This window comes from Ekhidna sp., assembly GCF_965228795.1.
Taxonomy (GTDB): Bacteria; Bacteroidota; Bacteroidia; order Cytophagales; family Cyclobacteriaceae; genus Ekhidna.
In genome coordinates this window covers 1,789,989-1,811,169 of sequence record NZ_OZ245839.1, presented here as the reverse complement: position 1 = coordinate 1,811,169, position 21,181 = coordinate 1,789,989, and the positions used below count along the sequence as shown (strand labels likewise).

The following is a 21,181-nucleotide window of genomic DNA, read 5'->3' as shown; positions in this document are numbered from 1 at the left end:
GAAATAGACCAGCACATCTTAGAACATTCTTAAAGTGGTTTAAGAAAACCCAAAAACTGACTTCCTCAATTGAAGCTATTTTAATTGAATCAAATTTTGAACCCAGTATACAAAGAACACAGATTGAAAAGACAAAAAATCTAATTTATGAATTCCTACCATTCGATGGTGTTTTTCATAAGACAAAAATGCTTAATCTCGCATTAGCAAGAGCTTCAGGAAAGTATGCTACTGCATACGATATTGATTTAGTCCCATATGAATTTTCTTTCGAGACACATTTAAGATTAGCTGAAGAATCAAAATCCCTCCTTATGTCCGGATATAGAATTAATTCCAATATAGAAGAACTTGAAAATATTGAAATTGTTTGGGAATATATGAAAAGAGGGAATATAGCCGAAGAAGATTTGGAAGAAGGTTGCCTAAAGTCACAGTTCTTTGACCGTGAGCGCTTCGGTGTACTGCCTTTTTTTCTTAGAAAGGAACTTGATAGAATCGGTGGATGGGATGAGAGGTTTATGGGCTGGGGTGCAGAAGACCAGGATATTATTGGTCGCTACTTAGGAGACAGCCGGTTTTTACTTAAATCACCCGACCTTCTTTACCTGCATTTAAATCATGGTACAAGTGAAGGTTGGAATGAAAAAGTCCTGACAAAAAAGAATGTTCACTTATACGAGACGAAGCGAATGAAGTAATACTCTTTTACCAAATAATCCCGGTAAAAGAGTATCGCCTTTAGAGATCAAGTAATGAAAATAGCAGTACTTTCCTCATATTCTTGGATTCAAAGAGCTAATAATTATGGTTCTCTCTTTCAATATTATGCATTACAAGTCTACCTTAAAAAACTCAATTGTGAGGTTTTTTGGATACGTCTTAATAATGTTTCACAAAAAAGAAAGGTATTTATAGATTCGACTTTAGAAGAAAAAATCACTAATTGTCAATTTGAATTTAAATGCTTCATTGACAATTTCTTAAATGTATCTACCCACGAATACCCTTCTTTAGTAGCTTTTAGGAAAAATCCACCCCAAGCTGATATTTATATAACTGGCAGTGATCAAGTATGGAATGGTATAGTACCAGAATATTTTCTACATTTCTTTCCCAAAGGTGGTACTAAGGCCTCGTACGCAGCAAGTTTTGGTAAAAACTCTTTGAATATTGAAGAATTTTCGCTTCTCAAAAAATTACTTTCTAATCTCGATTTTATTTCAGTTAGAGAAAACTCTGCTTTACAACTTTGTGAGCAAGTTTTGGAAAGACCAATAGACCTTACATGTGATCCAACGCTCTTGCTTGAGAAGGAGGACTATTTGCAACTGATTAGAAGGGACTCTGCCTTTTTCATTGATGAATCTCGCCCCAAATTTGTTATTTACTTGGTAAATGAGTGTCCATTTACAGTCGATGAACTCGCATTTATTGAAAATTATGCAAATTCTGAGGGACTTGAAGTGGTGATTATCGCTATTCAGGGTGCAGAAAACAATTTTCCCTCCACTATTGTCAAGATGCCTTCGCCAAATAAATGGCTTCACCTAATTTCTGTAGCTAAGTACGTAATAACGAATTCATACCATGGCCTACTTTTTTCAATAATTTTTGAAAAAAAATTTATGCTTGCAACACAAAAGAATAAGGCATTTGCTGAAAATGATAGGTTTACCACAATACTCAATCGATTTCAACTAACTCATAGAGTCTACACCTCTCAAAAAGAGCATCTAGTCAAGATCAGCAACGAAATCGATTGGCATTCTGTAAGAAAGCATAAACGACAATTTGTAAATCATTCAGTACAATTCTTAAATCGTGTTATCTATAATCACAATTCATAGGTTCTTTGTGGCAAAGAGGTATGATTTATATTTTTTTAAAAAAAATCAACCAATTTTAATCAATGAACAAAATTAAGCAGGCAGTTATTTTGGCTGGGGGTAGAGGATCGCGACTAGGAATTCTGACATCTGACATTCCAAAGCCGTTAATTAAGGTTGGAGATATGCCCGTGATTGAACATCAAATTAAATTACTACATAAATATGGTGTTCGAAGAATACTCATCACTGCTAATTATCACCATGAAGCACTCTCTAAGTTCACGAAAAAAATAAAACTACAAGGACTTCAGCTTCAAGTTTATGTAGAAAAAGAACCACTCGGAACAGCAGGTGCATTTCCATCATTCATGGATGATTTAGAGGAGCATTTCTTTATTCTTTACGGAGATGTGATGTTGGACATGGATTTAGATAGATTAATAGCATTTCATTTTTCACATAATTCAGACATAACATTAGTTACTCATTCTAATGATCACCCTCAAGATAGTGATCTGATTGAAACCGATGGTGCAAATAGAATATCTCGTTTCATACGAAAACCACATGAAAATGGTTTTGTTGGTCAGAACCTTGTAAACGCTGGGCTTTATTTAATGTCTAAATCAATAATTAATGGAATTCCGTTTCGGAATAAATTTGATTTTGTTAAAGATCTTTTTCCTACCATTATTTTAACTAAACAACTCTATTCCTATAGAACTTCTGAATACCTTAAAGACATGGGTACGCCAGAGAGACTAGAGAGAATAAGGATAGATTTCGCCAAAGGGATTATTCAAAAGAGAAATTTATCAAACCCTCAAAAGGCGATCTTCTTAGACAGAGACGGTGTCTTAAACTATGATATTGATCTCATATCCAAACCAAAAGATTTGATTCTTTACGATTTCACCGTGGAAGCTATTTCTAAAATCAATAAATCAGATTATTTGTGCATTGTAGTAACAAATCAATCCGTTGTTGCACGAAACCTTTGTACTATAAATGAGCTTGAGGCAATCCATAGAAAACTAGACATGGAACTAGCAAAAGGAGGCGCTAAACTTGATGCTCTATATTACTGTCCATTTCATCCAGATAAGGGATATCCAGAGGAAAACCCAAACTTTAAAAGCGAACATCACTGGAGAAAACCAAATGATGGAATGTTGTTACAAGCGGCAAATGATTACAATATTAATTTAAGTGAATCTTATATGATAGGTGATAGAGAAACTGATATTGAAGCCGGCAGAAAAGCTGGTGTGATAACAATAGGTGTAGATACAGGATATGGTCTTAAATCAAGGACAATAAATCCTGATTTCTTTTTCAAAAACCTGAACAAAGCAGTAGAGTTTATTATTGAAAATAATTCTTAACATTGGTTTTTAAGGGAGAAAAAACATTACATTTCTATTTATTAAATTTTGATGTTTTCATTGCAATAAGGAACGAATGATAATAACTCGAACCCCTTTTAGAATCAGTTTTATTGGTGGTGGATCAGATATGCCATCGTATTATAAAAGATTCCCAGGATGTGTTCTCAGCAGCACCATTAACAAGTTCATGTACATTGCGTCTCATCGATTCTTTGATAAAAATAAAGTGAGATTGAAGTATAGCAAGACAGAGACCATTCAAAACATCAATAATATCAAACATCCAATTTTTAGGGAAGTGCTCAAAAAATTCAATTTTGAGGGTGGTATTGAATTTTCTTCTATTGCAGATGTTCCATCAGGTACAGGAATGGGATCTTCTTCCTCTTTTACAGTAGGCTTATTGCACAATGCATATGTAAATAGAAAGAAATATGTGTCGAAAGAAACACTAGCAAGGGACGCTTGTGAAATTGAAATTGACATACTCAATGAGCCAATAGGGAAACAAGATCAATATGCGGCCTCATATGGAGGAATAAATGCTATTCAATTCAACACTGACGATTCTGTGAACGTCGAAAAAATTTATCTAAAAAAATCCATTCTTACTGAATTGGAAAGGAATTTAGTCCTCTTCTATACCGGGGAAAAGCGAGCTGCACATACTATTCTTGAAGAGCAAAAAAGAAATCTATTACAGGATAAATATGCTGGCTACATGAAGCATATGGTATCATTGGTCAATGAAGCTAAGTCTTTTCTTATTAACAACAAATTGGACGATTTCGCGAGAACGTTAAGTGAGAATTGGGAAATAAAAAAGAAATTAAGTTCAAACGTTTCTAATGAAATGATCGATCGAATTTACAGAGTTGCTATGAAAAATGGAGCAATTGGTGGAAAGCTTTTGGGGGCAGGAGAAAGTGGATTTTTTCTATTTTATTGTCCATATAAAAAGCAACAGATACTCGAAGATAAGATTGGACTTAAGAAGTTTGATTTTAAGTTTGAATCGGAGGGATCAAAGGTGATACATTATTCAGATGAAGATTAGATGGAAAACATTTATACATCGTACATTAAAAAATTGACGGAACAAATTACAAAATTAGACTTTCAAGAAATTGACAGGTTGAGAGTTCTAATTGATTCTACCCGGTCGAAGGGAAATACCATATATATATTTGGTAATGGGGGAAGCGGTGCCAACTCTTCTCATATTGCAGGAGACTACCTGAAAAGTCTGAATAATGGCCAAAAAAATAGAATTCGAATCATTTGTTTGAATGATAACTTCCCAGCCATTGGCGCAATTGCGAACGATATCGACTACAATGACATTTTCAAAAACCAACTTAGTGCCCTTATCAAACCAGGTGATCTTGTTATTGGATTAAGTGGAAGTGGGAAATCTAAGAATGTTGTTAGGGCATTGAAGTGTGCAAATCAAATGAGTGCAACTACTGTGGGCCTGGTTGGATTTGATGGTGGAGAGGTTTTAAAAATAGCCAATTTATGTCTTCACATTCAGATACCTGATATGGAAATTGTTGAAGATATCCATATGATGATTTTTCATATGCTAAAAAAATCATTACTAGCCGGAAAGGAATACACGTACATTTAAACTTACTAGCACAAACACCTTCTCTACATTATCGTAACTGCTTGGATTTCAGAGTAGCGGGAGGAGGACTCGAGCCTCCGACCTTCAGGTTATGAATCCAAACCAATTCACATTATCATCGAAGCAATTCTAGAATTTACTTCATCTAAAATTTTTCCGTTTAACTGGGGTGCATAGTGTTTGTCTGTCGTGTCCATACTAGAATGACCTAAACCCTTAGAAAGTAATCGTAAATCTATACCTATTTCACTTCCCATTGCTGTCCACGTATCACGAGGAGTATAGCTAGTAATATTCTTATCGATACCGAGTTCATGGGCAACTTTCTTAATTTGCTTATTGAAGTATATGATCTTCTCTTTTATCTTGGCATGGACTTTATCCTCGGGTATATCATCTTTCAGAATCGGAAAAAGATACTTGGATCCATTTTTACAAATGGATGCATTGAGAATATCTAGTGCCTGAGATGATAAGGTAATTGAAAAATTATCTGGGGATGAGTTTCTTGTTTTTCTCCGTGTGTAAAGCAATTTACCTCCATTAACATTCCACTTTTCAAGCAATGCCAAGTCTGTAAAATTCATACCCATGCAATAGAACATGAAAAGAAAATAATTCTTTGATTCCTCTAGACCTTTCACAGATGTTTTATAGGAATTTAGCTTTAGTAGCTCTTCGCCAGATAGTGGAGTTGGAATATTTCTAAAACTAGGTGTCTTAATATCATTGATAGGAGAATACCCATTCAAGTCTTCTATTGATTTGTAGGCCTCATTTAATATTGCAGAAATGGATCTTAGAAAGATATTGGGAGTATTTTTACTACTATATCTAGATTTAAAAAATGACCTGAGATCTAGGACAAATTCTCTATCAATACTTTCACAAGGAATGTCAAAGGTTTCAAACTCATCTAGCAATGTCATCTGCTCATCAAATAAAGACTTTATTTGTTTATCTATTTCGACATCATCGTTTCCTCTTTTCTTCTTTAAAAATCTCACAAAAGCTTTTAAAGAATCTTCATAGCTACTTGCCGTAGAATACCTTCCTTCTTCCTTAAGCCTTTTAAGATAATTAGAGGAAAAGCTTAAGAATCCCTTTTCATTCACTTTACCAAAAACCTCTTTTTCAATTCGGACTTTGACTCGATTTATATCCCAATACTTAATCCGCTTATTATTATCTTGAACAAACAGTTGAGCCCTTGATAATGAGGTCTTGCATCTTGCATTCAATCGGGAAGAACCTAAAATCTTTTTGGAAATGGGTTTTTCTAATGATGATGGATTGAAGTCTGATTTATTAAGGTTTATGTCAAGATAAATCAATCTGGTTTTTTGATTATGACTTAGTTGAAGAACTAACGGATGCTTATCTCCTTGAACAATACTAGTCTTCCTAAGATCTAACTTCAAACTTATTTTGGTCATAATGAATAATTAAGCTGCGATTTTTCTGCGATTTTCAAATCGTTTTCTACACAGCCAAAGTTATTAAAATATAGACTAAATATGCCTTAAATACGTATTTAAAAGGATTTCATTGGATCTAAGTTCATTATAATACTGACTCATAATCAGTAAGTCCCAGGTTCGAGCCCTGGTGGGCCCACACCCGAATCCCGCTTTTACGCGGGATTTTTTGTTATGAGTTATGAAAGCCTATTGCTACATCTTTTCCCCCTCAGAGTTACTCGCAGAGAACTCTGAGCTTTGTACTAGCTAACATTTTTCTTTTTTCTATTCTCTTTTTCTTTGTTCCTCAGAGTCCGCTATTCATCTCCCTTCTCAGGAGTGACTCTATGAAAGCCTCATTCTGATCGCAAGACGATCCTTTCAAATCTCAACAAACCTTAATCAACAAGAACTCATTCTAGATCTAAATAACCAACTATCTCATTCCTTACACTATCTGTTTTATTCAGCACATTCTTATAGAATTCATCTTTTGCGATAAATAGATATCTATAGGCAAAAATGATATTTCGAAATTCGTCACTATTTAAAAAGGCAGGATCAATTGATTGTGGCCCTGTAAAACGCACATTTTTCATGTAATAAGGTTTTACAAAATCACGCACATGTTGGTCTAGTGCGTCATCATACTCCGAGGTACCCCGGTAATACTGCTCATATAAATCCACTATCTGATTTCTAAGTTCATAGTCCCTGATAAGATCCATTTTTCCGGATGCTTTTAATGATTCATAAGCAGTTCTTTGCGGAGTAAATGGAGGATTATATTGGATTTTTAGCGTTTGATACATCAAAGCGGAATCACTTCCGTATGGCCTTCCTACGCTTGCTAAAGACAGATTTACCAAAGCTCCTGACAACTCTTCATTAACTTTTAAAAGAGTATCCAACGCCTCAATATCCGTTTGCAGATCGGTAACCATACTTTCCAGATACTTTTTCTCCTGACGCTGATTGTTCGATTCCTCCTTGTAACTCTCTAGATAAAACGCAATGCTGATACCAAGAATTACCACCAGCAGATTAGCAAAATGATCCAGCCAATTAATCTTCTTCATGCAATAAAAATAGTGATATCAATGGATTTTGGTCCAATTGGCAGGTAGATTCAGCAACCAGCTATATGCTCTGCCTGGATGGCACTCCTGAAACAACAGAATGACGTGATGTTATTACAGGAGCAGTATTATAGTCGTTGATGGCCTTTTCATAAATAACCCACAACTTTTCATGAAGGCTCTCGATTGATCGAACTTCAATGGATTTTCGGGCAGCTTCACTCATTTCTGCATGTAGTAGATCATCCTTTAAAATCTGCACCACTCGCTTTACAAACTCCTTTGTTTTTCCCGTCTTTACGAGGAAGCCGTTTTGCTTATGTTTGACTAATTCTGAAGGCCCTCCTGCATCTGCAGAAACCACAGGCAAACCAGAAGCAAGTGCTTCAATTACCACATTGCCAAAAGTCTCTGAAGATGACGGAAACAGGAACAAATCACTGGATGCATATATGCTTGCCAGATCCTCGCCTGTTTTCTTACCGGTAAAAACAGCCTTTCGCATTCGCTCCTCCAGCCACTCTCTTTTAGGTCCATCTCCGGTGACCACCATAGTGATAGACTTATCTATTTTCCTTAGCTTCTTATAAATTTTCACCATTGCTGGCATATCCTTTTCTTTAATCAATCGACTCACAAACAGCACCTTTTTATTGTCTTTAGGAATCACCAAATCAAATAATGATTCATTACGAAAGTCCGGGTGAAAACTGCCTGTTTCTATTGCACGTCCCCATACCTTCATTTTCTTCTTTGGCACACCCAGCTTTTTTAGATCCTTGCGAATAGGTTTTGTAGGAACGAGCGTGAGGTCTGCCTTACGGTAATACCACATCACAGACCGCTTGATCATTCTACCGAAAAGGAAATCACCGAACTTGCCAATATAGTACTTCAGGTATGCCGGAAAATGAGTGTGGTAAATATTGATAACCGGAATATTATGTTTTTTGCCATACTTTATTGCAAACCGTCCCAGCAGCGAGGGTGATGTAAAATGAATAAGGTCAGGACTAAATTCATCCAGTTTTTTTTTGGCTTCCTTTCCAGGTATTCCAAGTCTATATCCTGATTGACCCTTTTGAAAAGGTAGATCTAAAAATTTACAGGTATATATCTCAAAAGGAATCTTTTCAGGAAATAGCGGTGGATGCGGCGTAATTATCAGAAATTCAAACCGGTCTTGGGGTGCATTCCTGAGAATCTTATGCAACGTGACACTAACCCCATCAAAGTTTTCCTCAAGGACATCAGCAAACAGGGCAATCTTTCTCTTTGTCACGCTCATAATCAGAAGTAAAGATCATGCTGATTTAAGCGCAGCGGAAACAAATCCCATTATGAAATAATGAGACTTTTTTTACCGCACATTGATGCCAATATTATGATCAACCTTACTTCACCGATCTATTTTAACATTGAAATCAGGAGAAATAATATTGACTTAATGAACCATGCGTTTATTCGCCTCAATTGCTCGTTGATAAATATTTAACTGACGATCAAAACAGCTTTCCCAAGATAATTGAGCGGCATACTTCCTGGCATTTTCTGACAGCTTATATCGGTCAAGCTTACTGAATCTCACGATGGCATCAGCAAGTTGATCCGGATTTACTTCATCCAGAATTAATCCGGCTTTCGAACTTTCAACATGTTCACGAGCCGCTCCTTCGCCAGCCACAATAAGGGGTAGCCCCGAGCTAAGTGCCTCCACTAAGGATAATCCAAATGTCTCCCACTCGCTTAGTGCAAAACCCAAATCAGCACTGGCATAATATTCAGCTATTTCTCGCTTGTTTTCAATGAATCCTTTGAAGTGTACATGTTCATATTTGGCTGCTGCTTGCCTTACCGAGCTTTCAAATGGTCCTGTTCCTGCAAATACTAAAGCAGGAGGTACATCCAGCATTTCCAGGATCATCTCATATGCCCTTAACAAAACATGTAACCCTTTCTCTTTTGAAAACCGATGAGAGAAAAAAAGTATCAGCCGATCAGAGTTACCGGCTTTCAAATCATTGATAAGTCCGGTGTTTCTCCGGTCCGGGTGGAACAGTACATTGTTAACACCAAGAGGAGAAAAGTGAAGATTTTTCATTCCGTTTTCCTCCATCCTGTTTTTAACAGCCTCACTAGCCGCTAACACTCCTTCCATTCTGTTGTAATGCTTTCGTGCATACTGCCAGGCTAATTGCTCTCCTTTATTTGCTAATCCCAGAGGGGCTTTTTCCAGAAAACGACGCATGTAAGTGACCGGGAAATCGGCGTGCCAAAAACCAAAAACTTTGGATTCAAGCTTATTTTTTTTCACAATTGAGTGGATAATTCGCGGCATAAAATAAGGAGATCCCACTTCAATGATATCTGGCTGATGCTTAAGTATCACTCGCTCGATAGGTTTTTTTCGAACCAAATAACGATACTCCCAGTTACCCCAGACTTTAGGAACTTTGATATGCTCAACAAAAGCATTTTCCCCAATTTGCTCTGTATACGTTTTGTTATCATGCATTACAAAGACATAATGCATATCTGATCTGGATTTATAATAGTCCATCTTCTCTAGATGGTACCTACGAACACCTCCGCCTGAGGGGCTCCAGAAATTGTTACAATCTAGTAGCTTGAGCATGCCTCCAGTTGATAGAAGCTTTTGTACCAATGGACAAACTCCTTCACCCCTTCTTTAACAGACACCTTGGGGTGATAGCCAATCTCTTCTTTTAGTTCCGAGATGTCAGCGTATGTGCTTACTACATCTCCCTCCTGTAATGGAAGAAACTGTTTTTTCACCTCCATTCCAAGCTCTTCACCCAGAATATTGATAAAATCCATAAGCTGCACCGGATGGCTATTACCAATGTTGTAGATGCGATACCTCACTCCCTTCTCATTAGGTTTAGGAGCGGTTTCGAGCACCTGCTTCACCCCTCCTACAATATCATCAACATAGGTAAAGTCACGCTCCATCTCCCCATTATTAAAAACTTTGATCGGGTCTCCATTGGAAATGGCTTTTGCAAAAAGCATTGGTGCCATATCGGGTCTTCCCCATGGTCCATATACAGTGAAGAAACGAAGACCCGTGGTGGGAATTTTGAACAGATGGCTGTATGTATGCGCCATCAGTTCATTACTTTTTTTGGTACTCGCATACAAGCTTACCGGCTCGTCCGTTTTGTGCTCTACAGAAAAAGGCTGATCAATATTCAATCCATACACACTGGAGCTGCTCGCATAAACCAGGTGCTTCACAGGGAAGTACCTGCATGCCTCCAGAATGTTATTAAAACCAACTACATTCGATTGAATGTATGCATTAGGATTATCGATGCTATACCTTACCCCTGCCTGGGCCGCCAGATGAACCACATACTCAAATCGGTATTGAGCAAACAATGTGGTTATGGATTTCTCATCTGTAATGTCGATGCGGACAAACTGAAAGTTCTCAAATTCATCACTTTCAGTTTCCCTATTGTAGCGAATAAAATCAGGGTGGATACCAAGCTCTTTTAAACGCTCAAATTTCAGCGTCATCGGGTAATAGTCGTTGATATTATCAATACCAATCACATGGTATCCCTGATTTACTAACAACTTTACTGTGTGGAAACCAATAAATCCCGCACATCCGGTTACCAATACCTTAGTTTTCATCCAGTTTATAAAAAATTAGATCAATTTGTATAGGCAATACACATCATTTGGGAGGTATTTCCAAGCATGATGGAGCATGATAACAGAATCGTAAAAGTGAGGAAATAACTCACTAGTGTTCATTAAGAGAAGATCAAGAATTCATTGACCACCATTGATTTTTAAAATACCCATAGAGCGTATTGTTATTGGTGTTATCAGCATTATTCTGTAGGATTTATAGAATTTTGAAGTCTTTTTGATCTAAACAAGGAGATTTATCGTTATTTTGTTGATATGGATTTACAATCGAAGAAGCTTCATTTCATAGAAGAAATTCTTGCTATTAGTAATGAGGAACTTATAGACAAGCTAGAATCATTATTAAAGAAAGAACAAAAATTAGATCCAACTCTAAAAGAAAAGCTGACTGCAAGGGCTTTGAAAGCAGAGGAAGATATTAAAGCTGGTAGAGTTTTTACCCGAGAAGAAGCAGAAGTCAAATTAAAGGAAAGAATGGACTTATGAGGGTAATCTATACAGGCCAGTCAATTGACAGCCTTGAGGAATCCTTAAATTTTGCAATTAAAGAACGAGAACTTTCACCTGAAAGAGCATCAAGTCTAAAAGATACCCTACTTGATCGAGCTGATAGTTTAGGCCTGAATCCGTACAAAGGCCAAAGAGAAGATTACCTGAAGCATCTTAAACAAGAGCACCGAAGAATCATAGAAGGTCACTTCAAAATCATTTATAGAGTTGATAGAGAGGTTATCTACATCACAGACTTTTTTGACTCAAGACAAAGTCCCTCGAAAATGAAAGGTTAATAACACCTTTATCCAAAAAAAAGAAGATCAAGAATTCATTGACCACCATTGATTTTTAAAATACCCATAGAGCGTATTGTTATTGGTGTTATCAGCATTTACACTACTGGATAAACCAAACTGTGAAGACTGCCTAACGGAAACAAATCGACCAAAACGAAAAGGTGCAGGAATAACGTACACAGGTATTTTGTTTCTGGCTAAATTTCCACTTACCCATATATCATCCACGAAGAAGGCTTCTTTCGGTGCATTATCAAAATCGAATACGGTTAGATCGAAAAATTTAGGCTTAACAGCGAAGCTTGCAGCCCCTTGCAGACAATCAACGCGAACAGGTTCTTCTACTGAGTCGTCTCTTCGGTAAAACCTCACGATTCCACCATAGCGTTGTTCTTTATATGCATGATCCAGTGTCTCTGGGACCCTCCATCCGGAGAGTGTCATCGCTGCACCCGGTAGTTGTTTTTCATGCTTCACATAATTCTCCACCATCTCTTTGGAGTAGATCTGATCATCATCTACCACAATGATTAATCGGTCGGGATTGTGCTCATAGAAATCGATGGTTGGCAATAGTTTAGTTGCAGGGCCTAAATCATTTTCAATCCAATTGATTTCAATCAATGGATGTTCGGTGATGTAGTTTGGAATTTCATACTCAGTTTTATCCCTTTTAAAAAAACGAGGAAGATTGATCATGATCTTTTCAGGAAGGACCGATTGATCAGTTAGTGAATTGATGGTAGGTAATAGCCCTTTAAAACGAGAAGGCAATACTGACATAGACACCACAGCGCTTGACTGATCCTTCCCCTCTATTTTCCGGATCCACCTTTCTGGTTTCGTATGTCGAATTTGAAACAGTCTGGAAATCTCCTTCAAATATCTGCTCATCTTCTTACTAGATCTATTTGCTTCAAAAACCAAAACTATACGCTGATCAAGAAGAAAATCTCAGCATTTCCATAATTAAACAAACTCATAACACCCTCTTAATCTTCTCAGAGTACTGTCAGCATAGTTTTGCTAGCTATGAGAGGGGACAGTCATAGTGACAAAGAGTATTGGATTGCGCCAAAAGAACGAGTAGACTTTTACCTGAATAGTCAAGCTTCATTTGATATCAACCTGAAGCGATATGAAGAAGTTAAGAATAGTAATAGTTGGAACCGGAAGGAAATGAAGCTGGTGTCTTACAATGACTTGGAAAATACCCTTACTCACTGGTACTGTAAACACATTGTTCACCTACCCAGGATACGAAACATCCGGGTTTTACCATTTTTCAAGTCGTACAAAGACCTGCACTCATTGATGAATTTCTTTCTACCATTCGATCGAATCGGGAAAGAACACGCTTCAGTGAAATACCCACTTTTTTATGGAGAAGCAGGTGATACTAATGAAATTCCCTGTATCAGAAAATCAAGGAGAGCAGATGATCATACCAGTGTGATTTTCAATTTCAGATCCCTTCGATTGACTACTCCTTGTGAGATTTCAGCCCAGCATGACCTCCCGTGGGAGCAAAAGAAAAAAAATGTCATCTGGCGAGGAGCCACTACCGGTCAGGATCAGCGTGTGCAGTTCGTTGAAAAGTATTTCAAGGAATACGATGTGGGTTTTGCCAGTACTAAACAGAAGCCTCATTTAGATCACTTGAAAAAAGACAAAGTATCTATCAAAGAACAGCTTCAATACAAATTCATCATCAGTCTGGAGGGGAATGATGTAGCAAGCAACCTCCGCTGGGTGCTCTCATCCAATTCCGTCCCCATAATGACAAAGCCTTACTGGCAGTCATGGATCATGGAAGACCGGCTGGAGCCAAATGTGCACTACTTGGAGCTAAACAAAGATTTATCCAACCTGAATGAGTTGTTGCACTGGGCAAGAAATAATGATGAGGCTTGCAAAAAGATCGCTCTCAATGGTAAAAAATATATGTCCCAATTCCTTGATCTGGATAATGATCTGCCTGTACAAAAAATGGTATTGGATGAATACGCCAAACGACTAACCTATAACAACAACTAGCCATGATAGATATTTTAATGCTTTCTACTGAGCACATTGAAGAGTACACAAAATACTCGATCCCTATCTGGGAAAAGTACTGCGATATGCATGGCTATCGATTTTGTCATTATGGTGAGAAATTGATTCCTGATATGGCATTTACATGGAGCCGCATTAAGATGATTCAGGACCATTTCAATGAAACGGACGCTGAATACGTGATGATGGTAGATGCGGATACCCTCCTTTTCAAAGACCAGTTGGACTTAAAATTGGAGACGCTGATTGAAAAGTACATGACCGGAGACAAACGCATCCTTTTTCAAAAAGATGGATCTGAACGCATGGGCCTTTACTTCTCTCACAATTTCAAGTTGAGCTTAGAACTCAAACGCTGGACTCTTCCTAACGCAGGGTTCAACATCATGAAAAATTGTGAGGAAGTACACCGATTCATTGATGCCTGGCTAGAGCTGGGGCAAGGAAAACTTAGGCACCTCGCTGAAGTGCACCCTCGAACACAAAATGTTCTTTTAAGGGGGCTGATGACCGATCCTGAGATGGATCAATTGATTGGGTACCTGCCCTCCAAAGTGGTAAGTAAACGCAATACAGAATTTTGTAAACACCTATCTGCCATGACCAAAGAGCAGATAGCCACGAAAATTAAGAAAGAACACGACAAGATTTTTCAGGGTGAAGGTGAACTCATAAATCAATGAAAAAGCTTTACCCACTTATCAAAAACCGGCTTGGACTATTCATGGTTGGAGCCATCACCGGGATACTGTCAGGTATCTGTACTTCCCAGGTGATCTCCATGATTAAAAGTGGATTGGATTCAGTGGATAACATCAATGGAAGTTTCATTTTTCAAATCATTGGATTTAGTCTGTTTGCTACTGCTCTTGGTATTGCCTCTGGCTATTTCATTGCCAGAATCACTGCTATTGTTATCAGAAACCTGACTCAAAGCCTGTCTGAAAAAGTACTAAAAGCAAACTACGAGTATGTGGAGTCAAACTCTGAGCGAATCGTTCCGGTGCTTACTCGGGATATCACCATGCTATCCGAATTCATTAATCGCTTTCCACAATTTCTGGTATCCACTACTACAGTAGCGGTCACGCTATTCCTCCTATTTAAAACAGATTGGCAGCTTACTTCTTTCTTTATGGTCGCCTTCCTCCTTCAGATTATCATGGTTGCCTCCACTCTTCCCCTGGTAAGAAAACTGACACGGCGATCAACGAAATTCAATAATTTTCTTTTTAGAGATTTGGCCAGTTTGGTTTCCGGTTTGAAAGAGCTTTCATTAAATCAGCGAAGGCGCAATGAATACATATCAGGCGTGATATCTGAAAACTTGCACAATTGGAATCACTCTGAAGTGAAACGAAAAGTACTGCTCGAAAGCACAGATCGGTTATCGGATTTATTGGTTTTTATTTTTTCCGGACTGCTCATGTTTATGGGCGTTACCATTCTTCCGATCGATTTCAATCAGTTCAAGGTGATCCTTCCAACTATCCTTTTCCTAATTCCATTTACTGTGAAGATTGCCAGCTTTTTCCGATTAAGAAGCAGTGCCTTGGTTTCATTAGAGCAAATCCACCAGCTGGGAATTGACGTTGACAAACAGAAAATAGAATCATCAAAAGAGCTAAGCCTCGAAAGCGCACAAAACGAACCATACTTGTTCTTTGAGGACATTGAGTTTCAATACAAAACCTCACAGCACGAAAACCCTATCTCTTTTGGCCCCTTAAAAGTCTCATTTACAAGGAATAAGATCACGTTCATCGTTGGAGGAAATGGTAGTGGCAAAACCACCTTCTCAAAGATTCTGACCGGACTATATCAACCCACAGAAGGTTCTATTTATTATCAGGGTCAGCAGGTGGATCACACCAACTTGCTTAGTTATAGAGACCTGTTCTCTGCTTACTATGCGGATTCACACGTCTTCGAACACCTTTCACATATAGATGTCAGCTTTCTAGAAGATCATGCTGAAAACTACATAAACATGCTGGAGATGGAGAGTAAAGTAGATGTAGAAGATCAGAAGTTTAGTTCGACCAAACTTTCCTATGGTCAACGTTCCAGACTAGCTCTAATAGCCAATATGCTGGACAATAAAGAAATCTATGTTTTTGATGAATGGGCTGCCAATCAGGACCCCTATTTCAAAAGCATATTTTATCATGAAATACTACCATTCCTAAAAGAAAAAGGCAAGACGGTGATTGTCATCTCTCACGATGAAAAATACTTCGAAGTGGCGGATGAAATCATTGAGCTGGAGGAAGGAATGACGGTCTCCGAATCTAAAATCGTTCAAAATGAGTACGCCTAAATTATCAGTCGTTGTACCGGTTTACAATGTATCAAAGTACCTTCCAAAATGCCTAAACACGCTTACGAATCAATCGTTCAAGGACATTGAGATCATTCTCGTAAATGATGCCTCACCAGACCCGGAAGATGATACCATCTGTACTTTTTTCTCTGAGAAAGACGATCGCGTTAAATACATTATACATCCGGAAAATCGTGGACTGGGAGGAGCCAGAAACACAGGAATTAAAGCTGCTGAGGCGAACTACGTTGGGTTTGTGGATAGCGATGATTGGGTAGAGTTCGACATGTTTGAAAAACTTTTTCAAGCCATCCAATCAAAGGATGCCGATATCAGCCAGTGCTATTTTATGGAGCATAGAGGTGGCTTGAGTAATGTCAGAAAATTAAAAAAATTCAGAAAGAGAAGGGACGTTCTAAACGCTACCAACGTACTGTTTTGGAACAAGCTATTTCGTAAAGAACTGTTCACTAAAAACGATATTTACTTCCCGGAAAAACACTCGCTGGAAGATCTCGCCACTATGCCACGACTTCTTTATCACGTAGATTCAATGGCACAAGTGAAAGAGCCTCTCTATCACTACATTGTAACGCGTCCGGGAGCATTGACGGCCAACTATGACCGAATCTTTTCAGATCATTCTACGGTTTTCAACATCATCAAAGAGTTTATGGAAGAGCAACAGGTTTGGGATAGAGATCGACCATTTTTTGAAAAAAGAGTTCTCAAAAGCCTGATTCACGATGTAAGTCGGTTTGCTCAAGATGACTTGTTTACAGAACAAGAAAAAATAAACGTGCTTTCTAACCATCTTCACAAGTCTCTCAATTTTTTAGAAAACCCAGATAAAATAAGAACCGAATCAATTGATGAAGCTGAGCAGACACTCAAAAAATATAAATGGAGGTTAGAAGCTAAATCACTCCTAAAAGTGATCTAACAGAATGAAGATAATTACCTCGATCATTTTTCTTGTTTCATCGTTTGCGCTATCAAGCCAAGTGCTATATCCTGAAAGCGAAATCTTAGATTATCATCGGATACTGGAAATAAAAAATCCAATTCTGGAGAGTCGCTTGAACCTATTTCCGTCCATAACCACTCCGTACAAAACGGATTCACTCGATTGGAATCCATGGGGGTTTCACCAAAAAAAGAATAAAAAGAAGATGAAACTGCTTCCACTTAGGTGGGCCAATCATTTCAATAGTAAATATGCCCGTGGGTACAATGATGGAGCAATATGGAAAGGGAAAGGTATTACCTCATCCTTACAGGGGGGAGCTCAAGGTAAACTTGGAATGTTAGAGATTTCCTTTGCTCCTATCATCTATTATTCTCAAAATGCCAATTTTGAATTAGCCGAACAGCAAGGCAATAATAACCCACTGAACTATCAATTTCGAAACAGAAGGATTGATCATGTTCAACGATATGGAACCGATCCTTTCATGAAGTTTAATCCAGGCCAATCAGAAGTTCGAATCGTGTACCGCTCGTTTACCTTCGGTGCTTCTACCCAAAATGTGACCTTTGGTCCCGCACAATACAATCCGATTATCCTAAGCAATAACGCTGCTGGAATTCCTCATATTGATATTGGCACCTATAAACCAATTGAAACCAAAATTGGACGGATCGAAGGGAAAGTCTATTACGGCATCCTTACCAAATCAGATTACTTCAGCGAAAGCGATGAATGGGATTATCGCTATTGGTCAGGCTTCTCCATTGGCTACAGTCCCAGCTTCCTACCTGAACTTACCTTGGGCTTCAATCGAGCATTCTACGAGAAGTCCAGTGATTTCTCACCAATTGATCTCCTCGTCTTCATTAACAAATTCGATGATACGGATGGAAACCCGTCTATCAATGATGAATTTGATCAACTAGGGTCTGTCACTATGCGATGGGTTTTTAAAGAAGTAGGATTTGAGGCATATGCGGAATATGCGAAGAATGATTTTGGCGGTAAGCTATGGGGAACCGCTCCTGAACATGGACGAGCTTATGTCATTGGATTTAATAAGTATGTTGATGTCCAAGACAAAAATGTACTCAAATTGACCTTCGAACACACCTCACTGGATCAGCCAAAAAATGCAATTTATCGTCCATACAACTCCTGGTATTCTCATGGAATTGTGAAGCAAGGTTACACACAGGATGGACAGATTCTTGGTGGTGGAATAGGTTCAGGATCTGTTACGGATGTGATGGAGGCTCAATACTTCTTTACCAAGGGAAGACTTTTGCTAAGAGCGCAACGCATCCGATTTGATGATGACTACTTCTTTGACAATATTCGAGACGAATATAATCACGATCATGAATGGACGCTTGAATCTAAGTATTCAAAGTTTATGGGACCTTACATGGCAGGATTTGATCTGGCTGTTAGCTTCAGGCAAAATCAGTACTTCATTCAGGAGAACGATAAAACCAATATTTATTTAGGTTTTAGTTTGACTAAGTTTTTTCAGCACTAGCTAGCACTACTTAGTGAACGCCTACCTCCAAAAGCCCATCTGGAGTTCTTGAATTTCTCCCGAACGAAACAAATGATCCACCCAAAAGATGTTGAGGTAATATGTATGAAGGAGATATAAATATTATTTCCTAAGATGAAATAATTGATCAGCTCAAACACAAATACAAGGCTGTAAATAAACCACTTTTTACCACTGTAAAAGGACAGCCCCCCCATCAATGCGAAGATACCTACCGACCCTCCCATCCATGCTCTGCTAAACGCATGTGAAAAAAGGGGCTCCTCCGGCCAGTATTCAACAAGCGTATTAAATAGTGCACCATTAAAGATGGCTATTAGGATGTAAGAAAAGAAGTAAATAAAAACGGTGAGTCTGGTTCCATGTTGGGCTTCAAAGGACTGCACGGGAAACATAAAACCGAAGATGGTGACAAAAAGGATGTGCACAAAGTCATTATGTAACCATGGCGTTGTAAAGCTTGTAGCCATGAAGTGCCAGAAGTTTGTTTTGTACTCTGCCATCCACATAGACCAGTTACACTGAAGCACTATTTGCCATGGGCCCGTATCACAATCTCTTCGCTCCGCAAAACCAAGAAACGCAAGCAGCAACCATATTGCAATTAGGTAGAAAACACTGAATTTTCTAGAGTAAAGCCAAGTCCAAAAAGTGTATTTACCCTGGAATGGATGCGCCCATGGCCACATATATGGCACCCATTTTTGCTGATATTTATTCTTGCTATTCTGAGGCTTTCCCATGCAGTTTTAGCTTTTTCGCAAAGCTATGGGCTTAAACACAATGGGAGTACTTGAAGTCTTTAGTTGTGTGATGAATTAATAAGAATATAATATTCAGTTTTCGTTGAAGTAATCAAACTCAAAACCAATCGGTTTACAAATTGATTTCTCCATTTGTTATTTGTAAGTACTGACGTTCGACTGAAATTTATTTTCAATGAAGAAAGTGTATTTTATAAAACATAGAATTTACTTTTTCTAATAATCTTAAAACCATCGCTGACGGACCGTTCCCATCGAAATCCACTGAACTAAAAAAATCTTGCTATGACGCTATTAATTTGTAAGCCTCAATCTATATTCAGATGGAGGGTTATTTTACGAATGATTGGATTCTCTACCTCATCGATCTGCAACTCCATATTCTCATCATAAGCTCCCCATGGACTGTTGAAAACATAATGGAATTCATTCCCTACAATTGTGCCCAGTGTTGGTTCATTCATTCCGGGGAGCGCTTTCTCAAGAATAGTGTATCCATCTATTTCATCCTCGGATGCGTTTAACGAATACCTTACAATCCGAAATGGTCTCAATCCATTATGAACAGCTATCAGGTCTCCTTTATAATAATAAAGACCGTCGATCCCTTTGAGCGGATGTTGAATATTTGATGTTATTGATGAGAGCTTCTCTTCAGATATATCATATCGAAATAAGCCAAACCGGTAATCTGAAAAGAAGAGGGCTGACTCATCAGAATTGAATGCCAATCCCTGAAGCGATACCAATTCCTTCGGTTCTATTAACACTTCGAGCGTTTCATCAGCCTCATTTACAACATATATAGCCGGTTTCTCTGCGCTACTACTTGATACATAAACTACACCATCATTCGAAACCAATAAATCTCCCAGCCATGCTTGAGAGTGAGGGGCTGCATACGAACCAACCAACTTCCCTGTCTTGAGATCAAAACTGAGAACCTCAGCAACCAATCCCTCTTCATACTCAGACATTTCAGGTGCCGGGGTAGAGCAAGCCCAAAGTAGGTTTCTTTTTTCATCCACCTGAAGGCCCATTATCGCCATCAAGCGTTCTTCAGAGGTAAACTCCTTCGCATTACCGTTCCTATCGACAGATATTATAGTTTGATTATGGACACCACCGATGTAATATTTCTTTTGCTTTGAACTATAAGCAACTCCTTCCGGATGCAGGCTTTTATTATTGATTTCAAAGGCAACAGATCCTGATGAAATAGGCTGTTTTAACTCATTAACCTCTGTGATAAGTGCCTGGAAAGGTTCATAATCTTTCAATGATTCCAAGTCTTCGTCAGAATCAAAAGGCATTTCTGCATTCATCCATGCCACTTTTCTTAAGGTTTCTACTGCTGATGCTTCATCTCCTGTGAGTGCTAAAGCGACACCAAGATTATATAATATGGTTGGGTGATTTGGCCTAAGCTCATCCGCAAGCTTCATATTGGTAAGAAAAGTCTGATAATCATCTGCCTTGTAAGCATCGGTTCCTGCTTTGTATACTTCCTGGAGTCCTTCTTGAGTGAATGATAAGAATGAACTAGCAATACAGATGAACGTAAAAAAGAGTCTCTGGTAAGTGCTCATTTTGATAGTAGTTTTTAAGTGGTAGTAGGCCTGGTCAAATTACTTTGTAATTTGGCCTTATCTTCGACGT

Annotated in this window: 20 protein-coding genes and 1 tRNA gene; 13 read left to right on the top strand and 8 right to left on the bottom strand. The window is 38.2% G+C overall.

What is annotated here, in order from left to right; translation table 11 throughout:
- Positions 1-188 precede the first annotated feature (188 nt).
- The 5 genes from ACQK2H_RS08275 to ACQK2H_RS08255 all read left to right on the top strand — a co-directional run bounded on the left by ACQK2H_RS08275 (position 189) and on the right by ACQK2H_RS08255 (position 4,850).
- Positions 189-701: a galactosyltransferase-related protein gene (locus ACQK2H_RS08275; RefSeq protein ID WP_425390963.1), complete on the top strand. Its 513-nt coding sequence runs from the start codon at positions 189-191 to the stop codon at positions 699-701.
- Positions 702-755: 54 nt separating this feature from the next.
- Positions 756-1,850 carry a polysaccharide pyruvyl transferase family protein gene (locus ACQK2H_RS08270; protein WP_350205737.1) on the top strand — a complete coding sequence of 365 codons (1,095 nt, stop codon included), beginning with the start codon at positions 756-758 and terminating at the stop codon, positions 1,848-1,850.
- Between the two features lie 62 nt (positions 1,851-1,912).
- Positions 1,913-3,217, top strand: coding sequence for an HAD-IIIA family hydrolase (locus tag ACQK2H_RS08265; RefSeq protein ID WP_425390962.1), 1,305 nt, complete (start codon positions 1,913-1,915; stop codon positions 3,215-3,217).
- A gap of 76 nt (positions 3,218-3,293) precedes the next feature.
- Positions 3,294-4,277 carry a hypothetical protein gene (locus tag ACQK2H_RS08260; protein ID WP_425390961.1) on the top strand — a complete coding sequence of 328 codons (984 nt, stop codon included), beginning with the start codon at positions 3,294-3,296 and terminating at the stop codon, positions 4,275-4,277.
- Positions 4,278-4,850 carry an SIS domain-containing protein gene (locus tag ACQK2H_RS08255; protein ID WP_425390960.1) on the top strand — a complete coding sequence of 191 codons (573 nt, stop codon included), beginning with the start codon at positions 4,278-4,280 and terminating at the stop codon, positions 4,848-4,850. It begins immediately after the preceding gene.
- 107 nt (positions 4,851-4,957) lie between these two features.
- Here ACQK2H_RS08255 and ACQK2H_RS08250 read toward each other — a convergent pair whose 3' ends face one another.
- Positions 4,958-6,286 (bottom strand): tyrosine-type recombinase/integrase, encoded by a 1,329-nt coding sequence (locus tag ACQK2H_RS08250; protein WP_425390959.1) that lies wholly within the window; start codon positions 6,284-6,286, stop codon positions 4,958-4,960.
- 114 nt (positions 6,287-6,400) lie between these two features.
- Here ACQK2H_RS08250 and ACQK2H_RS08245 point away from each other — a divergent pair.
- A tRNA-Met gene (locus ACQK2H_RS08245) sits at positions 6,401-6,467 on the top strand.
- A gap of 256 nt (positions 6,468-6,723) precedes the next feature.
- Here the strand turns inward: ACQK2H_RS08245 and ACQK2H_RS08240 are convergent.
- The 4 genes from ACQK2H_RS08240 to ACQK2H_RS08225 form a co-directional block, all read right to left on the bottom strand.
- Positions 6,724-7,389 carry a DUF6090 family protein gene (locus ACQK2H_RS08240; RefSeq protein WP_425390958.1) on the bottom strand — a complete coding sequence of 222 codons (666 nt, stop codon included), beginning with the start codon at positions 7,387-7,389 and terminating at the stop codon, positions 6,724-6,726.
- 61 nt (positions 7,390-7,450) lie between these two features.
- Positions 7,451-8,677, bottom strand: coding sequence for a glycosyltransferase family 4 protein (locus tag ACQK2H_RS08235; RefSeq protein WP_425390957.1), 1,227 nt, complete (start codon positions 8,675-8,677; stop codon positions 7,451-7,453).
- 156 nt (positions 8,678-8,833) lie between these two features.
- On the bottom strand, positions 8,834-10,024 hold the full coding sequence (locus ACQK2H_RS08230) for a glycosyltransferase (protein WP_425390956.1): 1,191 nt from the start codon (positions 10,022-10,024) through the stop codon (positions 8,834-8,836).
- Positions 10,009-11,052, bottom strand: coding sequence for an NAD-dependent epimerase/dehydratase family protein (locus ACQK2H_RS08225; RefSeq protein ID WP_425390955.1), 1,044 nt, complete (start codon positions 11,050-11,052; stop codon positions 10,009-10,011). Before ACQK2H_RS08225 ends, ACQK2H_RS08230 begins: the two co-directional genes overlap by 16 nt.
- A gap of 276 nt (positions 11,053-11,328) precedes the next feature.
- On the opposite strand from ACQK2H_RS08225, the gene ACQK2H_RS08220 reads away from it, so the two are divergent.
- The gene (locus ACQK2H_RS08220) at positions 11,329-11,559 is read left to right on the top strand and encodes a hypothetical protein (protein WP_425390954.1); all 231 of its coding nucleotides are present in this window, start codon (positions 11,329-11,331) and stop codon (positions 11,557-11,559) included.
- A complete protein-coding gene (locus ACQK2H_RS08215) occupies positions 11,556-11,861 on the top strand; it encodes a type II toxin-antitoxin system RelE/ParE family toxin (protein ID WP_425390953.1) in 306 nt (101 codons plus the stop codon). Before ACQK2H_RS08220 ends, ACQK2H_RS08215 begins: the two co-directional genes overlap by 4 nt.
- A gap of 27 nt (positions 11,862-11,888) precedes the next feature.
- Here the strand turns inward: ACQK2H_RS08215 and ACQK2H_RS08210 are convergent, their stop codons facing one another.
- Positions 11,889-12,758: a hypothetical protein gene (locus tag ACQK2H_RS08210; protein WP_425390952.1), complete on the bottom strand. Its 870-nt coding sequence runs from the start codon at positions 12,756-12,758 to the stop codon at positions 11,889-11,891.
- A 138-nt stretch (positions 12,759-12,896) separates the two neighbouring features.
- Between ACQK2H_RS08210 and ACQK2H_RS08205 the strand changes: the two genes are divergently transcribed.
- Genes ACQK2H_RS08205 through ACQK2H_RS08185 form a run of 5 tightly spaced genes read left to right on the top strand, consistent with a single transcriptional unit; the run spans position 12,897 to position 18,737 of the window.
- Positions 12,897-13,901, top strand: coding sequence for a glycosyl transferase family 90 (locus tag ACQK2H_RS08205; protein WP_425390951.1), 1,005 nt, complete (start codon positions 12,897-12,899; stop codon positions 13,899-13,901).
- A gap of 2 nt (positions 13,902-13,903) precedes the next feature.
- Positions 13,904-14,605, top strand: a complete 702-nt coding sequence (locus ACQK2H_RS08200) for a hypothetical protein (RefSeq protein WP_425390950.1) — start codon at positions 13,904-13,906, stop codon at positions 14,603-14,605.
- Complete coding sequence (locus ACQK2H_RS08195) at positions 14,602-16,242, top strand: cyclic peptide export ABC transporter (protein WP_425390949.1); 1,641 nt, start codon at positions 14,602-14,604, stop codon at positions 16,240-16,242. Before ACQK2H_RS08200 ends, ACQK2H_RS08195 begins: the two co-directional genes overlap by 4 nt.
- The gene (locus tag ACQK2H_RS08190) at positions 16,229-17,188 is read left to right on the top strand and encodes a glycosyltransferase family 2 protein (protein ID WP_425390948.1); all 960 of its coding nucleotides are present in this window, start codon (positions 16,229-16,231) and stop codon (positions 17,186-17,188) included. Before ACQK2H_RS08195 ends, ACQK2H_RS08190 begins: the two co-directional genes overlap by 14 nt.
- Positions 17,189-17,192: 4 nt before the next feature.
- Complete coding sequence (locus ACQK2H_RS08185) at positions 17,193-18,737, top strand: capsule assembly Wzi family protein (RefSeq protein WP_425390947.1); 1,545 nt, start codon at positions 17,193-17,195, stop codon at positions 18,735-18,737.
- Here the strand turns inward: ACQK2H_RS08185 and ACQK2H_RS08180 are convergent.
- Together ACQK2H_RS08180 and ACQK2H_RS08175 are read right to left on the bottom strand one after the other, a co-directional pair.
- Entirely contained in the window at positions 18,734-19,501 is a 768-nt protein-coding gene (locus ACQK2H_RS08180; RefSeq protein WP_425390946.1) for a rhomboid family intramembrane serine protease, read from the bottom strand. The genes ACQK2H_RS08185 and ACQK2H_RS08180 overlap by 4 nt on opposite strands.
- A gap of 329 nt (positions 19,502-19,830) precedes the next feature.
- Complete coding sequence (locus tag ACQK2H_RS08175; protein ID WP_425390945.1) at positions 19,831-21,111, bottom strand: hypothetical protein; 1,281 nt, start codon at positions 21,109-21,111, stop codon at positions 19,831-19,833.
- Positions 21,112-21,181: the final 70 nt, after the last annotated feature.

Coding starts and splice junctions, on each gene's coding strand:
- ACQK2H_RS08195 (WP_425390949.1), top strand. CDS start 14,602: ATGAAAAAGCTTTACCCACTTATCAAAAACCGGCTTGGACTATTCATG.
- ACQK2H_RS08250 (WP_425390959.1), bottom strand. CDS start 6,286: ATGACCAAAATAAGTTTGAAGTTAGATCTTAGGAAGACTAGTATTGTT.
- ACQK2H_RS08270 (WP_350205737.1), top strand. CDS start 756: ATGAAAATAGCAGTACTTTCCTCATATTCTTGGATTCAAAGAGCTAAT.
- ACQK2H_RS08215 (WP_425390953.1), top strand. CDS start 11,556: ATGAGGGTAATCTATACAGGCCAGTCAATTGACAGCCTTGAGGAATCC.
- ACQK2H_RS08260 (WP_425390961.1), top strand. CDS start 3,294: ATGATAATAACTCGAACCCCTTTTAGAATCAGTTTTATTGGTGGTGGA.
- ACQK2H_RS08265 (WP_425390962.1), top strand. CDS start 1,913: ATGAACAAAATTAAGCAGGCAGTTATTTTGGCTGGGGGTAGAGGATCG.
- ACQK2H_RS08255 (WP_425390960.1), top strand. CDS start 4,278: ATGGAAAACATTTATACATCGTACATTAAAAAATTGACGGAACAAATT.
- ACQK2H_RS08230 (WP_425390956.1), bottom strand. CDS start 10,024: ATGCTCAAGCTACTAGATTGTAACAATTTCTGGAGCCCCTCAGGCGGA.
- ACQK2H_RS08205 (WP_425390951.1), top strand. CDS start 12,897: ATGAGAGGGGACAGTCATAGTGACAAAGAGTATTGGATTGCGCCAAAA.
- ACQK2H_RS08235 (WP_425390957.1), bottom strand. CDS start 8,677: ATGAGCGTGACAAAGAGAAAGATTGCCCTGTTTGCTGATGTCCTTGAG.
- ACQK2H_RS08275 (WP_425390963.1), top strand. CDS start 189: ATGCTTAATCTCGCATTAGCAAGAGCTTCAGGAAAGTATGCTACTGCA.
- ACQK2H_RS08190 (WP_425390948.1), top strand. CDS start 16,229: ATGAGTACGCCTAAATTATCAGTCGTTGTACCGGTTTACAATGTATCA.
- ACQK2H_RS08220 (WP_425390954.1), top strand. CDS start 11,329: ATGGATTTACAATCGAAGAAGCTTCATTTCATAGAAGAAATTCTTGCT.
- ACQK2H_RS08200 (WP_425390950.1), top strand. CDS start 13,904: ATGATAGATATTTTAATGCTTTCTACTGAGCACATTGAAGAGTACACA.
- ACQK2H_RS08210 (WP_425390952.1), bottom strand. CDS start 12,758: ATGAGCAGATATTTGAAGGAGATTTCCAGACTGTTTCAAATTCGACAT.
- ACQK2H_RS08175 (WP_425390945.1), bottom strand. CDS start 21,111: ATGAGCACTTACCAGAGACTCTTTTTTACGTTCATCTGTATTGCTAGT.
- ACQK2H_RS08180 (WP_425390946.1), bottom strand. CDS start 19,501: ATGGGAAAGCCTCAGAATAGCAAGAATAAATATCAGCAAAAATGGGTG.
- ACQK2H_RS08185 (WP_425390947.1), top strand. CDS start 17,193: ATGAAGATAATTACCTCGATCATTTTTCTTGTTTCATCGTTTGCGCTA.
- ACQK2H_RS08240 (WP_425390958.1), bottom strand. CDS start 7,389: ATGAAGAAGATTAATTGGCTGGATCATTTTGCTAATCTGCTGGTGGTA.
- ACQK2H_RS08225 (WP_425390955.1), bottom strand. CDS start 11,052: ATGAAAACTAAGGTATTGGTAACCGGATGTGCGGGATTTATTGGTTTC.